Here is an 18,613-nt window from a genome sequence, read left to right on the forward strand (position 1 = left end):
AATCTATGCCGGACGTGTCGTACAAACCTATCGTTGAATCAGAGGTTAAGGTAAACAGCACTTATTCCATATGCATCGATAAATGCATTAAGTATGAAGATGGTGAGGAAAAAGAAGAACAAGTTGTTTTAAGATATAAGAAAGACGGTATTAGAATTCCCAGGCAGCCTGCATTCAATGAAATAAGTGTCACTGAAGCAATCATTTCTGCTTATAAGAAAGGTGTCTTTTCAAGAGAAGCTTTAGAAATGATGAAAAAGGGCATCAGCGAAATTAAATAAAAGAACTAAAACCCAGGAGTATATATTCTCTTGGGTTTTAGTATTTGTATTTATATGCTTACCTGCTTAAAAACGCAATATCCGATTTTACGTGCTTAATAACCTGTTCAATCGTAGTAATTCCAAGTTTATTCCTTGAAGTCCAGGCTCCATTTTTATAAAGAGTGAAGTACGTGCCTTCAGGAGATATATCCCCAATGACATTCTTACGGCGATGGTGAGGCTTCCTTGTTACACATTCGCCGTTCTGCATATTGCTTTTTACGTGCTTATTGAGCTGAAGGCCTGGAATGGTTTTTAAGGTTTCTAAAAGAACGGCATTACTCGTCAGCGGATTTTCAGTATGTTGTTTTTTAGGGATGAACTTGTCAAACGCCTCGTTTAGTTCGTCGATATCATATCTTTTTTTCTCGAGAAAGAACTTAATAATAAGATCTTGTGTGTCGCTGTTTGAGAGTGAATAACCAGCGGTTTCTAAGAAGCTGTCAAACTCATCTTCACTTAACTTCAATGCGAATGCAATGGATACAAGCGTGTTTTTCTTAGGCTTATAGGAAGGATTTGTTCTTATTTTCGAAAACAGCTTTCTGTCTAATCCGGCTTTATTATACACTTGTGCATCAGTAAGGCCCCGTTTATCAATCAGGTCAAATAATACCTGGTTTAAAACAGGCTGGCGGTTTTTGCCGATGTAATCTTCGATATCCTGAGAAATGATTTCTGGCGAATACACCAGAATATCTTCTGATGCCGGTGAATAGCAAAGGAAATCTGAAGAATATAATGCGTTGTCTATGTAGTCTTTCAGTTCATCTATAAAGGTTTGATTAAGCAAATGACCGCCTCCAAATGTCGCTTTCAAAGCGACCATAATATGGATATTTCTCGTTAAGATTATATCATGAATATGTATGGAGGCTGATGAACATGAATCATAAGTTAACTGAAATTGTCTTTCTGCTGGACCGCAGCGGATCAATGGGCGGACTCGAACAGGATGTTATTGGAGGGTTCAACTCTTTTGTTGAAAACCAGTGCAGGCTTGAAGGCGATACAGTGCTGACCACTGTATTATTCGATGATGAATATGAAGTGCTTTGGAAGGGCGAAGATGCAAAGTCCGTCAAACTGACTGTGGGAGATTACTATGTCAGAGGATTGACCGCCCTTTTAGATGCCATTGGGAAAACAATTACCGATGTGGGTCGAAGACTTTCAAAAACTCTGGAAGAACAGCGTCCAGGAAAAGTAATCTTTGTCATTACAACAGACGGACAGGAAAATGCCAGTAAAGAATTTTCATATGAAAAAGTCCATGAACTCATCATGCATCAGCAGAAAAAATACAGCTGGGAATTCATCTTTATGGGAGCGAACATAGATGTTGCAAAAGAAGCTGAGAAAATTGGGATTAGAAGCGCCGATGCGTATTCTTTTGAAGCATCTGAGGCCGGAATGAAGGAAATGTATGATGTAGTTTGTCAATCTGTGAATCAGATCAGGATAGAGCTTCCAATTGAAAAGGAATAAAAAATCGCAGTTAGCAAATTCCCACCTGTAAAGAAGGCAGAAAAAACATTCGTTTTTTCTGCCTTACCTTATCTTCCGCTAATCGCATTTTTAATTAGCAAATCCGCCACAACAGGAAAATGATCACTCGGAAATTGTCCGTTCTCATAATCATTTACTATTTTGACAGAGTCAGCAAGAACATTCCCTTTGGTCAAAATCCAGTCAATACGCCTCTTTGGACCCTCACCTGTTGGATCTTTAAAACGGTTTAAGGTGCCAAGATTTTCATTGATGCGCACAGCTGCCGTTTTCCATGAATCCTTGAATGCACCTCCTCGTGTCAAAATTTGATGAGGTGGACTGCCTGGAGCTGCGTTGAAATCTCCGGTCAGCAGAACAGGAAGAGCGGGATCAAAATTCTTAATCTTCTCCAGAATCAATGAGGCACTTTTTTCCCTCGCTTCTGCCGAGACGTGGTCGAAATGAGTATTTATAACGTAAAAGGACTGATTTGTTTTCCGGTCTGAGAATTTCGCCCATGTTGCCATCCGCGAAATGACGTTGCCCCAATTCTTAGATCCAACCGTCCCCGGAGTATCCGAAAGCCAGAAGAAATTGTACTCAAGTAGTTCATACCGGTCAGTTCTGTAGAAGATGGCTGTATATTCCCCGCTGCTTCCGCCTTCCCTTCCAATCCCAACCCAGTTGTACTCAGGCAAAGATGCATCAAGGTCCTGGATTTGCTGATACACAGCTTCCTGCGTACCAATAATATCCGGATTCTCCTTTTGAATAAGCTTCACAATGGCAGGAAGCCTCTCTGCCCATGTATGAGGAGAAGAATCGGAGCTGTTCAGATACCGGACGTTGTAGGTCATCAGCCGCATTGCTGTGTCGGTTGGCGCTGCTGAAATGGGCTTGATGATTGTGCTTGGCAATAGCATGAAAGTTAGAGAAAGGATTAGCAGGATGGCTGTTTTTTTCACTAAACGTAGACCTCCGTCTTAAATAGCCTTACCTTTAGGTTGTCGTGTTTGTGAGGGGAGTATGTATGAGAGAAGCTTATAAAAAAACGGAAATTGAGTGAGTGTGACAGTTACATAAATCTCTGCCATTACTGCATTTTGAAAAAAATATTAATGTCTGTGAAAAAAGTCTTAATTTGTTATTAAAACAAGAAAAAACTGGGTATTGAGATATGTGGTGTGTTTTAATAGATTATAGAAATTTGTAATGATAAGTGGGGTATGTAAAGTGTTTGGGCAATCGCTTTCGGGTTTGTATGAAAAAATTCATAAAAAAGAACAAGAACTATCGGACCTCAAGACTGCTGGAGCTAAATTGTTATCCCTATATGAAGATTTTAGTTCCAATGAAAGCCTTTGTATGGAGCCGTCTCTTTCTGCGAACACATTCCAGGGAATGAATGCTAACGGATTTGAGAGACATAGAGAATATGAAGTCTTCCAAGCATACAGGGAGCTGAAGGATGAACAATTAGTACAAGGGATTAGTATGGTGGAATATTATATAAATAAAATCGAAGATGAGATAGAAGAACTGAAGAATCAAATAGCTGCACTCGAAGCAGAAGAAAAAGCTAAAAATGATTAATCGGGGATGAAATGATGGAAAAAGAAATTAAAATTAATTATTCAGAGGTAGAGCAATCTTTAGAAGATATGAAAGCATCAGCGAGTTTGTTAGAAATGAATCTTAAAGTTTTGGATGGAGAAAATATTCTAGCCTCTGCGAAGAAGCTGGATGAGCTTAACAAACAATTAGTTCTTTTAACTGAAGAATATAAAACGTTGTTGAAAGTGAATATTCAACTAACTAAACAGTCGGTTGAAAATATGCATGAAGCAGATAAAAGTACTGCAGCTTCGCTAAAATGAGGATGGGAGAGTTTGACTGATGAAAGTTTTGGACGTGAATTCCTTCCAGGATGGAATTAGTGCCACTATTAAAAGTATCGATAATCATAATGATGAAATAAAAAAGCTGGCAGAATCTCTTCATTCCTTTTTATCCTTAGGCGATTCTTTTAAGGGGAATGGCCCAGATGCTATTCGTGCTTTCTATCAGGAATGCCATATTCCCTTTTTACTATTTTATGAACGGACTCTAGTAGAATATAGGCGAACACTGAAGTCAATGTCAGATGCCATACGTTCGGTAGAACCAGAGAAAAAAGGGTTCATCAGGGAATCATTCTTGGAACAGGAATTAATAGAGGGTTTAAATAAAATGCAGGATACTACAATAGGACTAACGGATGAAGTTAATAAAGTCTTATCACACATTCAAGACATTACCTCGATAAATCCTTTAAACGATGATAAAGTGATAGATGGAATCCAATCAACCAAAAAGCGAGTTGAAAAGATAACAGAAGAGCTTAACGAGATGGATCAGGAGCAGTTAAAAGAACTGGAGAGTGTTGAACAAAATATTGCTGCTTTAAAAAAATATGCCCACGAAATGAAAGGGATGTTCAGCAGCAATAAGATGTCTGTTAGTGATTTTAATATTCAGCAGTTGCAGGAAATGAAGAGTTATAATAAATTGCAGGATATGATTAGTGAGAAGGATTGGACTGCGCTGGAAGTGCTGGATACGGGGATATTATTTGATGCAACCGCTCCAATTTCTTCTGCAGGAAGTACTTTTGGGACTATAACTGATAGTTTAGCAATATCTGAAACTGCCTATGCAGTTATTAGAAAGGGTTCGAAGATATCGAAGATTGATTCAAACGGTTATTATAATGTAACTGCTGGAAGAGGAATTGGTTTTAAAAAAGACACTGGTAAATATCATAAAAATTATATTGAAAGTCAATCGAAATTAGGTAATGAACTCGATATATCTAAACATTTAAAGGTATCATCGGCAGTAAAGGATGCCTTCAAAAGTAAGGTTGGATTAGTTGGTGTAGCAATAGGAACCGGTGAAAATGTAATGGAGAATATAAATAATAACGAAACAAAATCTAAGATAGTTGGTGATGCCGCCGTAGATACTGCTTTTGGTGTTGCAACTCTTGCCGGTGGTGCGGCTGTGTCTGCTATAGCACTAGGTACTTTTGGTGCACCAATCTTAGGAGCAGCTGCAATTGGCATTGGTGCAACTATATTTGCAACATATCTATTGGATGGAGTGAAATTTGGTAAGGATGAAGAAACGGTTTCAGATAAAGTAAAAGATGGTGTTGAAAAAGGTATAAAAACAATAGCAGGGTGGTTTTAAAAGTAATGCTAAACAATGAATTTTTTAGATTAGATAGGAATCTTAAAAGAAGTCAGTTGCCTGACTCATTTTATAAAAATTTGGGGCCATATCCAACCTTCCAAATGAAAACAACTATTAGTGTTTTTACTCTTTTTATGATTGATTTTTTGTTGCTATTTCCAATGCTTGCTTTAGGTGTGAATATATTTACATATCTAACAGTTCCTTTAATAGCCATTTTAAACATTTGGGCGTTGGCGTTACTCTTTAGGAATGTTGAAAAGACTCAAGTCGAGTCAATTCAATTTATTATGTTTTTGGGATTGACGGGCTCGTGGGGCTTTTTCCTACTATCATTAAAATTTGCATATATGAGTGGTGTGATAACGTGGGTGTATTATGCAGTAATGACAGTACTTTACATAACTAGTATTTTCATATTCTTCTATAAGCAATTAAATAGTTACTGGAAGGAGTTTAAAGAAGATAGAAAAGATACTCCCCGCTGGCATTATGTAGTACTGTCCGCAGGCCCGCCGATTGGATATATACTAGCTCAATTTTTGATGGGGCTGGGAGAAGATGTGACCTTAATCGTAATGACAGGCATTCTAATCATGTTTTCCGTTTTCTTCACGTATTTAATGACTAAGTCGATCCATAAATATCTCTTTGTTAAGAATAATCCCCACCTTGTAAATTTGCCTGAAAAATAAATATTTAATGAAGGGAAACTGTCTAAAATGAAATCATTCCTACCAATCGGAACAATTGTGACTTTAACCGGTGGAAATATAAAGTTAATGATTCACGGAAGAAAACAAATCCTAGTTACAGACGATGAGCGTAATGGGAAAATGTACGACTATCTAGCCGTTCCTTATCCAGAAGGATATATATCACCTGAATATACATATGTTTTCAATCACGAAAATATTGAAAAAGTCATTTTTGAAGGTATGTCTGATGAGGAAGAAAAAGAATTCCAAAAAGTGCTGGAAAAAGCTAGCGCTGAATGAGATGAAAGGACTGGTCAACAGCGACCAGTCCTTTTCTATGAAATTTATACCCTTTCAATCCGCAAATACTTCATTCACCTGCTTAATTTAGTCAAGCCGTCCCTTCGGAGGAGAACTTTTTTAGCTTAAGAGGTTTTAACAGCTTATGGTGGAATTATAGATGAATATGAATGGTGTTAGAGAAGTGAAGATGTGGTTATGCAGCGATAAGAAGTTTCGTGCAATCTTTTGGAGGAGGGCCCAAGATGTCCGATCAAAAACCATTCAACGATGCTGTGGAGCACATGAAAAAAATCGAGGGACTGCCTTGGCAGATCGATATGAAAAAGCTTCCCAGGCCAATCCGTTACTTCGGATACTTTTTTCTTGGCTCTTTTGCTATTTCCCTTCTTTTTATTATGCTTGGGGTTTTAATCACATAATCAGCAACAGGAGGAACCTATGAATAAACCGTTTTACGTTTACCATCTAGTAACAAAGAAAAAAATGAGTCCCGGTCAGATTATTTCCTTCGACAAGAACGAGCATAACTCTTTGTTCCGCTTCTTTTTCGAAACAAATATCTTAAATGCAAAAGGTGAAACAGTTGACCGGATTCTTCAGAATGGAATATGTGATGATGGTTTAAAATTGAATAAAGATGATGCAGAAACAACAATGAAATATATGGACAAAACAATGAGGGCTGTCAGGGAAGCGGTCGTTGAAATGGTCAGATTACAAGATTACCCTGATTACCCTTCACGGCTTTCATGTTTATATGCAGCGAAAACGTATGAGGATATTCTGAGTTGGAAAAAAATCTTTGACTCTTATAACCGGGGAGTCTTACAGATTGTGAAACTCAGGGTAGAAGGCAGCTGCTTTGAAGGCAATGGCAGCCTGCTGCCAAAGGAAGACTGTGTTCCATTTTCAGATAAGATGAAGCAGGCAAAGGCATATTGGGAGAACCGCGAAGAAAATGAGCTGCCGGAGCTTTTAGTCAATGGGAAGATAGAAGTCGTTGAAATAGTAGATGAGTTTGAACAGAATTTCATAGCCGCACATACTTAAAAAACTCGCCATACAAAATGACGAGTTTTTCACGTGCATTAAAACCAACTCAAACAGCCCTTGAAAACAGATAAAACGCCACCCAGGCCGTCAAACTCCCAAAGCCTAGCAAAATGAGAAGAGGAAAAACGCTCGTGCTGACATAAAAAAGAGCGGCGACTCCTGCTACAATTCCGATAGTGTGCACAGGCTTTCCGATTGAAAGCAGCATCGAATTTTTAAGTGATTGAAGCAATGTCAGATGAAAGTGCACGGTGTTTGAAAAGAAATGCATGGTTAACACAAACATGAATACTCCGATTGCCAAAAATAGATAATACAGCGGCGAGCCGGATTTTGCGAAATAAAAGTAGTCGATGACAAGGATGATCCAGATTGGGACAATCAGCAGTCCGCCCGTCATGCTGCGGGTGTAGTTTTCTTTGTAGAGCTTCCAATAGGTGCGAAGCAGAGGAACCTGGCTGTCTGCAGTAATCCATTTCCGTGAGAGGCCGAAAAGGGCGGTAGTCGCCGGAAAAAGGATGAAAGGTGTGAAAATAGCAATTGTCAGCCCATTTACTAGTAAGCCGGCCGGATCTTTAACGGCAAATAGATTAAAGGATAAGTAGACAATTGGCAGACTGAAGAACAGCCAGACGATGTTGGCTGTAAAGATTCGTGTGATCCATTCGGTTGCGGTGTAGAGCTGCTGCACCAATCCTCCTGTATTCATGGCTTTCCCCCTGATGTTTGAAAACGTTTTTATTTTTATCATAGCATAAAGGATGGACTTTTTTGAATATAAATCCGATTTTTGAAGGTGAATTATCAGTCTATTAAAAAAATTCATCTTATTTTGTCAAAAAAACGTTGCGCAGGGATATTTTAGGGAGTATGCTAGATTCATAAATAAAAACGTTTTTATTGAAGGCAGGAGAGTACAATTACGACAAAAATCACCATTAAAGACGTTGCAAGAGAAGCGGGAGTTTCCATTTCAACCGTATCCAATGCTCTGAACGGCGTGGATGTGCTCAATGCAGCAACACGTGAGCATGTGCTGAATGTCGCCAACAGGCTGAATTACATTCCCAATGTGAACGGACGGAATTTGAAAACAAGCGCGACGAAGGTTCTTGGGTTATTTATTACAAGCATGCAGGGACCGTATTACGGGATTCTGACCGATGCTGTCTACAAGGAATGTGAGCGCAATGGTTATGAACTGAATGTGTTTGTAACGAAAAATGACCGGAGCGCACTCAGCAGTATCCTGGGCAAACGCGTAGACGGCGCAATTATTTTGAACGATTATATTACGGACAAAAATGTGGAGCAGCTCGAACAGGCAAAGGCGCCGGTCGTGTTTCTCGACAGGGAGCAAGTAAGCGGGACGATGTCCAGTGTTGTATTTGATTCCTACAAGGGCGGACAGATTGTTGCCCGTTATCTAATGAATTTGGGTCATAAACGCCTGGGATACATACAGGGATACTCAAATCTATACGACGACATCGAACGGTTCCGCGGATTCAGAGATGCCATTATGGAAGCTGGTCTTGAATTTCATAAAGATCACCGGCTGGTAGGGTATTTCGAAGAAGAAGCGAGCTATTCGGCTGTGAAGTCCTACGTCAGGAATGGAAAACGGCTTCCCGATGCGTTCTTTGCAGCAAATGATCTCAGTGCGATTGGAGCAATAAAAGCTTTGAAATCAGAAGGATTAGTTGTGCCGGATGATATAAGCGTTATTGGGTTTGATGACATCGACATCAGCGGCTTTTTCAATCCCCCAATTACGACAGTGAACAATCCGATTGCAAGACAGGGGCTTCTGGCAGTGAACCGGCTGCTCGCCATGATCCAGAAAAAGGATACAGGCAGGCTGGACAAGCTTGAAGGAACACTGGTTGTAAGAAATTCATGCTCGGTAAATAAAATGGTTTTTATGAGTGACTAAATATAAAAGCGCTTACAAAATAAGTGCTTTTATATTTACTTTGAAATAAAAACGTTTTTATGCTACAGCGAAGGGAGAAGGGAAATGGCAATAGAAGGAGTGCAAGTAAGCAAAAAGCCTTTCTTGAAAAAACTTAAGGAGCAGTGGCCGCTTCAGGTCATGGTGCTTCCTGGCATTATTTTTATGATTATTTTCTGTTATGTGCCTATTTACGGATTAACTATCGCTTTTAAGAGCTTCTCGGTTACAGACACCATTGCTTCGGCACCCTGGGTGGGGTGGGAGAATTTCAAAGTGGCATTCGGAGACAAGTTTTTCTGGGATTCGGTTGTCAATACGCTTGCGATTAGCTTTCTGAAACTGCTGATTGGATTTACAGCACCGATTGTCCTTGCAATTATGATTTTTGAATTAAAGGATGGTTGGTTTAAAAAGTGGGTTCAGACGATTTCCTATTTGCCTCATTTTCTGTCTTGGATTGTTGTGGGTGGAATGCTGATCAGCTGGCTTTCTACAACCGGCATGCTCAATACGGTTTTAGTGGGAATTGGTGTACTTGACAGTCCTAGAAACTTTCTTGTTGAACCCGAGAGCTACTGGATGATTGCTGTCCTTTCAGATGTATGGAAGGGTGTGGGCTGGGGAACGATTATTTACCTTGCGACTATGGCAGGAATTGATCCGACCTATTATGAAGCAGCGAAAATGGATGGTGCCACCAAGCTTCAGCAAATTTGGCACATTACGCTGCCGCTGATGAAATTTATCATCTTGCTGATGTTTATTCTTGCAGTTGGAGGCATTCTTGGTTCCAATCTTGACCAGACGCTTGTCCTGATGAATCCGCTGAATGCATCACATGCAGAGGTAATCAACTCATACGTTTATAAAATCGGGCTTGCCCAGGGGGATTTCTCGTATGCGACAGCTGTCGGTCTTGGAATTTCAATCATCTCGCTGATCCTGGTGCTTATTACAAACCGCCTCACTAAAAAATTTAGTGACCGTTCGGTGTTTTAAGGAGGGTGCTATGAAGGTAGCCAATACAGAAAACATACAAATTGCCGTGAAAAGTCCAAAACGAAGCACCAAAGTAAAGGAAAACAAGCTGTTTAACATTGTGAATATTATCTTTATGTCGCTGTTTGCGCTTGTGATCATCTTTCCAATATGGGATATTGTCGTCGCTTCATTCAGCAGTCCTGACACGCTTAGAAGTTCAAGGCTGAGGATTTGGCCTGAGGAATTTTCGCTTGAAAACTACAAACTGGTGTTCAATGATCCAAGTATTTGGAATGCCTTTATGATTTCCATTTTAAAAACGGTCATCGGAGTTGTCACCCACGTGTTTTTCACAGCCATGGTTGCCTATGCGATGAGCAAAAAGGATCTATTGGGACGGAATGTTTATACAGCGATGGGAATCGGAACGATGTTTTTCTCAGGCGGAATGATCCCAACCTACCTTCTGATGAAGTCACTCGGGCTGCTCGATAGCTTCTGGGTGTATATTATTCCGGCACTCTTCAGCTATTACGACATGATTATCATCATGAATTTTTTTCGGGAAATCCCAAGCTCGCTTGAGGAATCAGCAAAAATGGACGGAGCCGGGGTATGGACGATTTTTATGAAAATTATCATCCCTCTCTCTATGCCCGTGCTTGCGACTATTGCTCTTTTCAACGGTGTGTTCCAATGGAATGACTATATTACAACCAAGCTCTACATAAGCAATGAAGCGCTGTATCCGATTCAAATGAAGCTTTACGAAATCATTGTTCAGCAGCAGGCACAAACGATGCAGACGGTGGGCTCAGTTGTGATCCCGACATCATCTGAATCCATCCAGCTTGCGACGATTGTCATTGCCACTGTGCCGATTGTTCTTGTGTACCCGTTCCTGCAGAAGTATTTTATTTCCGGAATGATGATCGGAGCGGTGAAAGAGTAGACTTTCCTTCATGCGCAGGAGCTTGTTTGTAAGCGTTAACACTGCGCGCGGGGAACTGACTTTATTTTAATTTATTGGGGGAAATGAGATGGGGAGAATGTTGAAATCATTGTTTTCAAAGGGGATTATTCTGGTGCTGGCACTCACGATGCTCTTGACAGGGTGTTTCAATTCGGAGAGTGCTTCGAGTAAGCAAGGATCAGGAACGAAGGAAAAAGCGCGCTATGAGGTGGACGAAAATACACCTGCCTGGAAGGCCGATAAAAAAGAAAGCACAGAACTGACTTGGTATGTCAATGCAGATTGGTTCAACAAAGAATACGGCAACGATACGATTACAAAGAAACTGAAGGAAGACCTGAATCTGGACATCAAATTTTTGACGGGTGACGATACAAAACTGAATACGTATTTTGCAAGCGGCGAGCTGCCTGATATTATAACGATCTTTGGTGGGAATTCGCCCACTGCCCAAAAAGCCGCCACGTGGGCGCTGCCGCTGAATGAACTTGCCGATAAATATGATCCATATTTTCATAAAGTAGCAGAAAAGCAGACTCTTGACTGGTATCAGCTGAAGGACGGCAACACTTACGGGTATCCGAGTTTTTCGAATACAGAAGAGCATTATGATACCAATATGATTCCCGGCATGGATGCTTTTGTCGTCAGACAGGATATCTATGAAGCGATTGGGAAGCCAAGTATGTCTACACCTGAAGAATTTCTGGCCGCTATGGAAAAAATTAAATCACAATTCCCGGAAACAGTGCCATTCGGATTCCGAGGATTTTCTGCAGCCGGTGATACAGGCTCACTTTCTCACTTTCTGCAAAACCATCTGGGAGTACCGATTACAACAGAAGACGGAAAGTGGTATAACCGAAACTTGGATGAAGACTATCTCAGCTGGATCAGTACATTCAATAAGGCCTACAAAGAAGGCTACATCAGTGATGATAACTTTTCTGATGACAACGTGAAATTTGAGGAAAAAGTGGCGCGCGGGGATTATGCAACTATGTTCATAAGCGGAGCCATTCAGCTTGGAGGCGCCCTTCAGAAAAACATTGCTTCAAACCCTGAGCAAAAATACATTGCCATTGATGGACCTAAGAGTACAAAAGGAAATGAGCCGACGCTTAGTCAAACGGGTATTTCCGGCTGGTCAGTAACGTATGTGACGAAAAACGCTAAGGATCCTCAAAAAGCGATTCAGCTGTTTACTTATTTGCTTAGCGATGAAGGACAGTATTTGACCACATATGGAGTTGAGGGAGAGACGTATGATCTGAATGCTGAAGGAAAAGCTGTTCTGAAGCCGGAGGTTGTAGAGCTTCGCGATTCAAACCCGGATGAGTTCAAGAAGAAGTATCGACTGGGCGAATTCTGGTTCTTCGGGCACGATACATTTGCACTTGAAAAAGGACAAAATGAACCTGTAGAAGCTACCTCTCAAATAACAGACTGGGCAAAAGGAAAGCTGAAGCCTCAGTTCCTGCTTGAGAATACAGACCCTGATCAGGGAACGGGAGAAGCACGAAGCTTAACCAATATCAATTCTTACTGGGCTACGACGCTTGCCAATATGCTGCGGGCTAAGAACGACGAAGAATTTGAAAAGCTGAAAGCGGACTATGAAAAGTTCCTTGAGGCAAACAACTTCGACTCTATTGTTAAAATCAGAAATGAAAAAATGAAAGAAAACGCCAAAAAGCTTGGTTCGGAATAACACAAAAAGAGAATCAGAGCATATCGCTTTGATTCTCTTCTTTTTACTATATTAAAAGAGAGGCTGGTGCAGCAGCGTGACATCTAATACATATGAAGTGATTGGGAGCTTAAAATCGACGATGCAGCTGAAAACAATAGACGGGAGGACCGTGCCTTTTCAAAATGATATTCCGTATCCATCGTTTGAGCCGCAGCAAAGAAACATTCTGAATCTTTCCGGTGAGTGGAAAAAACAGCGCTTTGAAGCTGATCATGATTGGTCGATGAGTGAGAGAAATGATGAGTGGATCCGCCAAACGGAAAGAGAAGGGTACCATTCTCTTACATTTGATGACAGCAGCTGGGAATCCCGCAGTCTTCCGCTTCCTGAAAACAGACTGACTGGAAAAGAAGAAGTAAAGGCAGCAGAAACCTATGAAAATGGGGTGTGGTACAGAAGGACGTTTCTTCTAGATGATACCTGGAGTGAAAAAGTGATCACTCTTAAATGTCTTGGTGTTTCATATGTCGGCGATTTTTGGATTAACGGGACATATGCAGGCTGTCATGAGGGCGGATATACGCCATTTGCTTTTGACGCTACAAATTTGGTCACAACGGGAGAAAATACGATTGCGGTAAGGGTTGATAATCCCCCATGGACAACGCGTATTGATATGGTCCCTGCTATTAACAATGACTTTTTTAACTATACAGGAATCATTCACGACCTTTATTTAGAAGCCGCAAGTGCGGTGCAGGTTGTTAGGACAGATGTAGTGCCGAAGAATACGGAAGGTGACCTCGAGGTTTCAGTCGTGCTTGAAAATAGAACAGACAGTGAGCAGAATCTTTTTCTTACAGGCCTCGTACATGAAACCGACATGTTATCGCCCGTTTTCTTAACAGAACCTGATGCAAAAAGCATTTGTGCAGGGAAAGCGGAGTTCAGCGGGATGGAAGAAAGATCTGTTTTTCTGGCGGCAGGAGAAACAAAGGTCATATCCTATCATGTCAAAATCGCTGCTCCAAAGCTTTGGAGCATACGAGAACCAAATCTGTATGTTATGGAGGTACAGCTTTCTAAAGGTGAAAAACAGCTGGATGCATTTTATTCGCAGTTTGGCATCCGGACACTGGAGACGGAGAAGGCTCAAATTAAGCTGAACGGCAAACCTGTTTTTCTCGCAGGCGTTGCCCGGCATGAGGAATGGCCGGAGTATGGAAGAACCGCATCTTGGGAACGGATCAAGAGTGATTTCCTTCAGATTGCTGATCTGTCTGTTAATATGGTGCGTACCGCTCATTACCCAAATCATGTCTACACCTTCATTATGCTCGACCGCCTGGGGCTTACCGCGATGAGCGAGATTCCGCTTTGGCAGTTTGAAACACACCATTATGAAGCACAGGAGCAGCGGGGCATCTCCTATCAGATGTGGAGGGAAATGATATATTCCAATTACAACCGCCCGTCAATCATCATGTGGAGCACGCAAAATGAATCAAAGGATGTTTTGCTGCGGAAAGCCTATAATGAACGGCTGGCAGCGGAACTGCGGTCATCCTACAATGATGGCCGGCTGACGACTCAGAGTGCTGCAGCAGATCAGCCCGGTTATGATGATGCTTCGATGGAGCCGCTGGATGTAGCGGGCTGGACGATGTATTTCGGCATTTTCCATGGCAGCACGCCTTATGAAGGTACACGTGATTTTATTGAAAAAGCTCATGCAAGGTGGCCGGACAAACCGATCATCAACACAGAATACGGAATCTGGAGCAATGCTGATAAGAGCTTTATTGAAAAGCAGGTTGAGATTTATGAAGACGTCCAGCTTGCCCTGATTGAAAAAGCGACTGTCTCTCCGCAGGGAATCGTCAATGAAAAAGGATACGTTGCGGCTATTGACTATTGGACGGTCTTTGACTGGTATGTAAACCATAATGAATTCTATCAGACAATGGGTATGTATCATATGGACAGAAAGACAACAAAACCGCTCTATGACCGTTTCATTGAAGACCACCGCAGGCTGATGGGAGAAACGAATGGAATCGGTGAGGTTTCATACAAACAGTACCTGAGCAAATTAAAGGGGGCGATAGAAAAGGATACCGGAGAGTTCTTCCTTGAAGAGGTAAAGGATTTAAGTGAAGACAATTACTTGATTGTGAGTATCTTTGATCCAGAGAGCGAAGATGGCATGAGTGTTTCTATTACAAACGCGTCCGGCATTTCAGATTCCTATCAAACATACGGCATCAAAACAAAGGAAGCATTCCCTGTTCATGTCCCGCTTTGGAAACTGAAAAAAGATGTCCTTAAAACAGCATCAAAAATAAAAATCACCCTTAAAGGCGGCCGAAAACTCGAGATCATTGAAATGATGAGCGGCATGTTCGGGAGATAATGAAATAGGGGTCAGTCCCTCATCACAGTTAAGTGATGAGGGACTGACCCCTTTAAAGGAATATTCACTGCAAAAAGAGAATAAATACATATCGTTATCAAACCGGAGGCAGCACCAATCTGCCTCCTTTTGGAGTGTGAAAAATGTTTGAACAAAATCAGATGATCAGCGTGAACGGGTTAATCAAGACGTATGGGGACTTTACGGCAGTGGACGGCATTACGTTTGAGGTTTTCAAGGGCGAAGTGTTTGGCGTGCTCGGCCCGAATGGAGCGGGAAAAACGACGACACTTGAAATGCTTGTCGGCTTGCGGAAGCCTGATGGCGGGTCGGCTGATATTGGAGGCTTTGATGTTGTCAGGGATTTAAAGAAGGTCAAAGAGGTTATTGGCGTCCAGCTTCAGTCTACGACTCTTTTTGAACTTTTGACAGTGGAGGAGATTCTGCAGCTGTATGCCAGTTTCTACAAGAAGCATGTCCCTATCCATCCGCTGATTGAGGATATGCTGCTGACTGATAAAACGAAGAGCAGAATTAAGAGTCTGTCTGGCGGACAGAAGCAGCGGCTTGCGATTGCTCTTGCCCTTGTGCATGACCCGTGGATTATTTTTCTGGATGAACCGACGACGGGACTTGATCCGCAGGCGAGAAGAACGCTGTGGGATATTATTTTTAAGTTGAAGGAAAGAGGCGTGACAGTCGTTCTGACCACCCACTATATGGATGAGGCGCACGTATTATGCGACAGGATTGCGATTATGGATCAGGGGAAACTGATTGCCCTTGATACTCCGGCTCAGCTTGTCAGAAATCTTCACTCTGAAAATGCGGTGGAGTTTCGCTTTGAAGCAGAGGGGGCTGAGGTTGATTTCAGCCGGATTCAAGGAGTGAAGCAGGTCGGAAGCCAGAAGGATGCAGTTATTCTTTATACAGATGATCTGCAGGCAACGCTGACGAGCCTGATTGGGACATCGGCAGAACAGGGGCTGAAGCTTGCTGATCTGCAAATACGCACGGCGACTCTTGAAGATGTCTTTATTCATATGACAGGAAGGAGGCTGAGGGAGGCATGAGAGCTTATTGGCAGCTGACGTTAACCCAGCTTCGCATTTTCATGCGGAACCGGCAGGTGTTGTTCTGGACTCTGCTCTTTCCGATTTTTCTCATGGTGATGCTTGGCTCGTTTCTGGGCGGCGGAAACAATATGTCTGTAACCGTCGGCGTGGTGGACCAGGATCAATCAGATGAATCCAAGGTTTTGGTGACAGCACTTAAGAAAAACCAGGCAATGAAGGTCCAAGAAGAAAGCAAGGAAGACAGTGCACTCGGCAAAGTGAAAAAAGGAGATCTTCAACTTGCAATTGTAATTCCTGAAGGTTACGGGAAGAACACTGGAGACGAAACTCCAGCCTCACTTCCGGTTTACTACGATGAAACAAATGCAGCAGTCTCTCAAATCGGCCTTCAGCTCGTAAATGGGGCGGTCGATCAGATCAGCAAAGAAAAAGTCGGCTATAAGCCCGCTGTCGTAACAGAGGCAAAAGGGATTGAAACCCTCAATCTGCAGTATATCGATTTTCTGGTTCCGGGCATCGTTGCCATGATGATTATGAGCAACAATATGAACGGAGTAGCAGGGCAGATTGCTGCCTGGAGAGAGCGGGGGATTTTGAGGAGAATGCAGGGAACAACGCTTAAAGCCTCAACATTTATTGCCGCACAGATTACGGCCCGGCTGATGCTGAACGGCCTGCAGGCACTGCTTGTCCTTGTTATTGCCCAGCTGATCTTCGGGGTGGATGTGCGGGGATCCTGGCTCACGCTGATTGCGTTTGTGGTGCTTGGCACTCTCGCGTTTATGGCAATCGGATTTATCATTGCCGGCATTGCAAAAACGCCGGAAAGTGCAGCGCCAATTGCCGGATTTTTATCCTTCCCGATGCTGTTTTTGGGAGGCGTCTTTTTTCCCATCAGCAACATGCCTGATTTCCTTCAGCCGGTCGTCTACGCGCTTCCGATTTCCCATCTGAGCCATGCACTCAGAGAGGTCATGAATGTCGGAGCACCGGTACTTGCACTCGGAACGGAAATGCTGATTTTAGTTTGCTGGGCAGTGGGAGCGTTTATTGTAGCCAGCTTTACATTCAGGTGGGAATAAAAAAAGGGGTCAGTCCCGCTGTGCTTTAACGTGCAGCGGGACTGACCCCTTTTTTGTTAGAAAATGGAATATTATTGGTCGTTTTGGGTTTATATTAGGATCTTCTAACAGCCTACATCGCCCAATTAATGGTGATGGAGAGCTGCAGCCCTTGAAAGGACAGGCTTCCTGTGAGTTGGCACACAACTTGCATGTAGTTATTTGAATTTTCGAATAAAAAGGAGGCTTTTTATGAAGAGGTTAAAAGCAGCAGGAAAAAAGGCAATGGTATGTGCAGCTTTAGTCGGCGGTCTTGTGTCGTTTTCAGGAGTAAATGATGTTGAAGCAGCGTCTTCGTATACACTGTATACGACAGGAAGCACCACAGATAAAGTGACAACTGCATCGTTCGGCCAGGTATACATGGGCGGAAGCACGGATGTGGATAAAGCGATGGAATGGATGATCCAAAAGGCCAATGGGGGAGACTTCCTCATTATCAGGGCAACAGGTTCCAACGGCTACAATCAGTATCTTTACGATCTTGCACAATCTATCGGAAAGCCGCTGAACTCAGTCAATACAGTTGTAGTGACGAATTTAACCCAGGCAGGCTCTGATTCTTCGCTGATTGACCGCATAAATAAAGCAGAGGCCATTTTCTTCGCCGGCGGAAACCAGGCAGATTACGTGAATTTCCTTGAGGGATCGCCAGCTTTAACTGCGCTGAACAGCCGGATACAGAATGTGCCGTTTGGCGGCACAAGCGCAGGTGCCATGATTCAGGGAGACCACATCTATGATGCCATATCCGCAGGTTCAAAAACACTGGACTCATTAACTGCTCTGAGAAACCCGTACAGTTCTCTCATTTCTTTCACGGATTATCTTATCCAGACCCCTCACAACAATAACATTCAGACTGACACACATTTCGAGCAGCGAGACAGGATGGGAAGACTGCTTACGTTTATGGCCCGTAATATTCAGGACGGGGAAGAGACAGGAACCTCTGCCAAAGGCATCGGCCTGAATGAGCAGTCGGCGCTGCTTGTTGAAAAAGACGGAACAGCAAAAGTTGTAACCCAGCCAGGGGCTGTGAATGCAGCGGTCTACATGGCAAAATCAAACCAGGCGCCAACCCGATGTGTGAGCGGAAGTTCGCTTACATACAACAATATCTCCATCTATAAACTGAAAGACGGAAACACCTTCAACTTATCAACCTGGACCGGTTCTGGCGGGCTCTCGTATACGCTGAACGTTAATAGCGGAACAATCAGCTCGTCAACTGGGAAAGTATACGGAAACTAAAGGGGAATCCCCCCTTCTGCTTTAATGCTGTAATGAAAAGAGG

Annotated in this window: 20 protein-coding genes; 17 read left to right on the plus strand and 3 right to left on the minus strand. The window is 42.5% G+C overall.

Translation table 11 applies throughout. From position 1 onward, the window contains the following. Positions 1-5: 5 nt before the first annotated feature. Positions 6-281: a hypothetical protein gene (locus JOJ89_RS02085; RefSeq protein WP_203289448.1), complete on the plus strand. Its 276-nt coding sequence runs from the start codon at positions 6-8 to the stop codon at positions 279-281. A gap of 58 nt (positions 282-339) precedes the next feature. Here JOJ89_RS02085 and JOJ89_RS02090 read toward each other — a convergent pair whose 3' ends face one another. Next, positions 340-1,116 (minus strand): hypothetical protein, encoded by a 777-nt coding sequence (locus tag JOJ89_RS02090; RefSeq protein WP_203289449.1) that lies wholly within the window; start codon positions 1,114-1,116, stop codon positions 340-342. 92 nt (positions 1,117-1,208) lie between these two features. Between JOJ89_RS02090 and JOJ89_RS02095 the strand changes: the two genes are divergently transcribed. Then, positions 1,209-1,811, plus strand: coding sequence for a vWA domain-containing protein (locus JOJ89_RS02095; RefSeq protein WP_203289450.1), 603 nt, complete (start codon positions 1,209-1,211; stop codon positions 1,809-1,811). A 68-nt stretch (positions 1,812-1,879) separates the two neighbouring features. Here the strand turns inward: JOJ89_RS02095 and JOJ89_RS02100 are convergent, their stop codons facing one another. Beyond that, on the minus strand, positions 1,880-2,779 hold the full coding sequence (locus JOJ89_RS02100; RefSeq protein WP_242524649.1) for an endonuclease/exonuclease/phosphatase family protein: 900 nt from the start codon (positions 2,777-2,779) through the stop codon (positions 1,880-1,882). Between the two features lie 268 nt (positions 2,780-3,047). Here JOJ89_RS02100 and JOJ89_RS02105 point away from each other — a divergent pair, with 268 nt between their 5' ends. The 7 genes from JOJ89_RS02105 (at position 3,048) to JOJ89_RS02135 (ending at position 7,099) form a co-directional block, all read left to right on the plus strand. After that, entirely contained in the window at positions 3,048-3,407 is a 360-nt protein-coding gene (locus tag JOJ89_RS02105) for a hypothetical protein (protein WP_203289451.1), read from the plus strand. Between the two features lie 11 nt (positions 3,408-3,418). Beyond that, complete coding sequence (locus tag JOJ89_RS02110; RefSeq protein ID WP_203289452.1) at positions 3,419-3,691, plus strand: DUF5344 family protein; 273 nt, start codon at positions 3,419-3,421, stop codon at positions 3,689-3,691. A gap of 19 nt (positions 3,692-3,710) precedes the next feature. After that, positions 3,711-5,045 (plus strand): LXG domain-containing protein, encoded by a 1,335-nt coding sequence (locus JOJ89_RS02115; RefSeq protein WP_203289453.1) that lies wholly within the window; start codon positions 3,711-3,713, stop codon positions 5,043-5,045. A gap of 5 nt (positions 5,046-5,050) precedes the next feature. Then, positions 5,051-5,743 (plus strand): potassium channel family protein, encoded by a 693-nt coding sequence (locus JOJ89_RS02120; protein WP_203289454.1) that lies wholly within the window; start codon positions 5,051-5,053, stop codon positions 5,741-5,743. Between the two features lie 27 nt (positions 5,744-5,770). Further along, positions 5,771-6,046: a DUF4176 domain-containing protein gene (locus JOJ89_RS02125; protein ID WP_203289455.1), complete on the plus strand. Its 276-nt coding sequence runs from the start codon at positions 5,771-5,773 to the stop codon at positions 6,044-6,046. Positions 6,047-6,291: 245 nt separating this feature from the next. After that, a complete protein-coding gene (locus tag JOJ89_RS02130; RefSeq protein ID WP_203289456.1) occupies positions 6,292-6,468 on the plus strand; it encodes an amino acid transporter in 177 nt (58 codons plus the stop codon). Between the two features lie 19 nt (positions 6,469-6,487). After that, complete coding sequence (locus tag JOJ89_RS02135) at positions 6,488-7,099, plus strand: DUF2441 domain-containing protein (protein WP_203289457.1); 612 nt, start codon at positions 6,488-6,490, stop codon at positions 7,097-7,099. Between the two features lie 49 nt (positions 7,100-7,148). Here JOJ89_RS02135 and JOJ89_RS02140 read toward each other — a convergent pair whose 3' ends face one another. Continuing rightward, complete coding sequence (locus tag JOJ89_RS02140) at positions 7,149-7,811, minus strand: YesL family protein (RefSeq protein WP_203289458.1); 663 nt, start codon at positions 7,809-7,811, stop codon at positions 7,149-7,151. Positions 7,812-8,039: 228 nt separating this feature from the next. Here JOJ89_RS02140 and JOJ89_RS02145 point away from each other — a divergent pair, with 228 nt between their 5' ends. The 8 genes from JOJ89_RS02145 (at position 8,040) to JOJ89_RS02180 (ending at position 18,570) form a co-directional block, all read left to right on the plus strand. After that, a complete protein-coding gene (locus tag JOJ89_RS02145) occupies positions 8,040-9,038 on the plus strand; it encodes a LacI family DNA-binding transcriptional regulator (RefSeq protein WP_347401527.1) in 999 nt (332 codons plus the stop codon). A gap of 84 nt (positions 9,039-9,122) precedes the next feature. Next, the gene (locus tag JOJ89_RS02150; protein ID WP_203289459.1) at positions 9,123-10,058 is read left to right on the plus strand and encodes an ABC transporter permease; all 936 of its coding nucleotides are present in this window, start codon (positions 9,123-9,125) and stop codon (positions 10,056-10,058) included. A 10-nt stretch (positions 10,059-10,068) separates the two neighbouring features. After that, positions 10,069-10,992, plus strand: a complete 924-nt coding sequence (locus tag JOJ89_RS02155; protein WP_203289460.1) for a carbohydrate ABC transporter permease — start codon at positions 10,069-10,071, stop codon at positions 10,990-10,992. 88 nt (positions 10,993-11,080) lie between these two features. Next, on the plus strand, positions 11,081-12,724 hold the full coding sequence (locus JOJ89_RS02160) for a type 2 periplasmic-binding domain-containing protein (RefSeq protein ID WP_203289461.1): 1,644 nt from the start codon (positions 11,081-11,083) through the stop codon (positions 12,722-12,724). A gap of 76 nt (positions 12,725-12,800) precedes the next feature. Further along, positions 12,801-15,119: a glycoside hydrolase family 2 TIM barrel-domain containing protein gene (locus JOJ89_RS02165; protein ID WP_242524650.1), complete on the plus strand. Its 2,319-nt coding sequence runs from the start codon at positions 12,801-12,803 to the stop codon at positions 15,117-15,119. Between the two features lie 143 nt (positions 15,120-15,262). Beyond that, positions 15,263-16,192: an ABC transporter ATP-binding protein gene (locus JOJ89_RS02170; RefSeq protein ID WP_203289462.1), complete on the plus strand. Its 930-nt coding sequence runs from the start codon at positions 15,263-15,265 to the stop codon at positions 16,190-16,192. Then, complete coding sequence (locus tag JOJ89_RS02175) at positions 16,189-17,277, plus strand: ABC transporter permease (protein ID WP_203289463.1); 1,089 nt, start codon at positions 16,189-16,191, stop codon at positions 17,275-17,277. The genes JOJ89_RS02170 and JOJ89_RS02175 overlap by 4 nt, the downstream gene beginning before the upstream one ends. A 231-nt stretch (positions 17,278-17,508) precedes the next feature. Further along, entirely contained in the window at positions 17,509-18,570 is a 1,062-nt protein-coding gene (locus JOJ89_RS02180; protein WP_203289464.1) for a cyanophycinase, read from the plus strand. The last annotated feature ends 43 nt before the right edge of the window (positions 18,571-18,613 follow it).

This window comes from Metabacillus sp. cB07 (assembly GCF_016839225.1).
Lineage (GTDB): Bacteria > Bacillota > Bacilli > Bacillales > Bacillaceae > Bacillus_P > Bacillus_P indicus.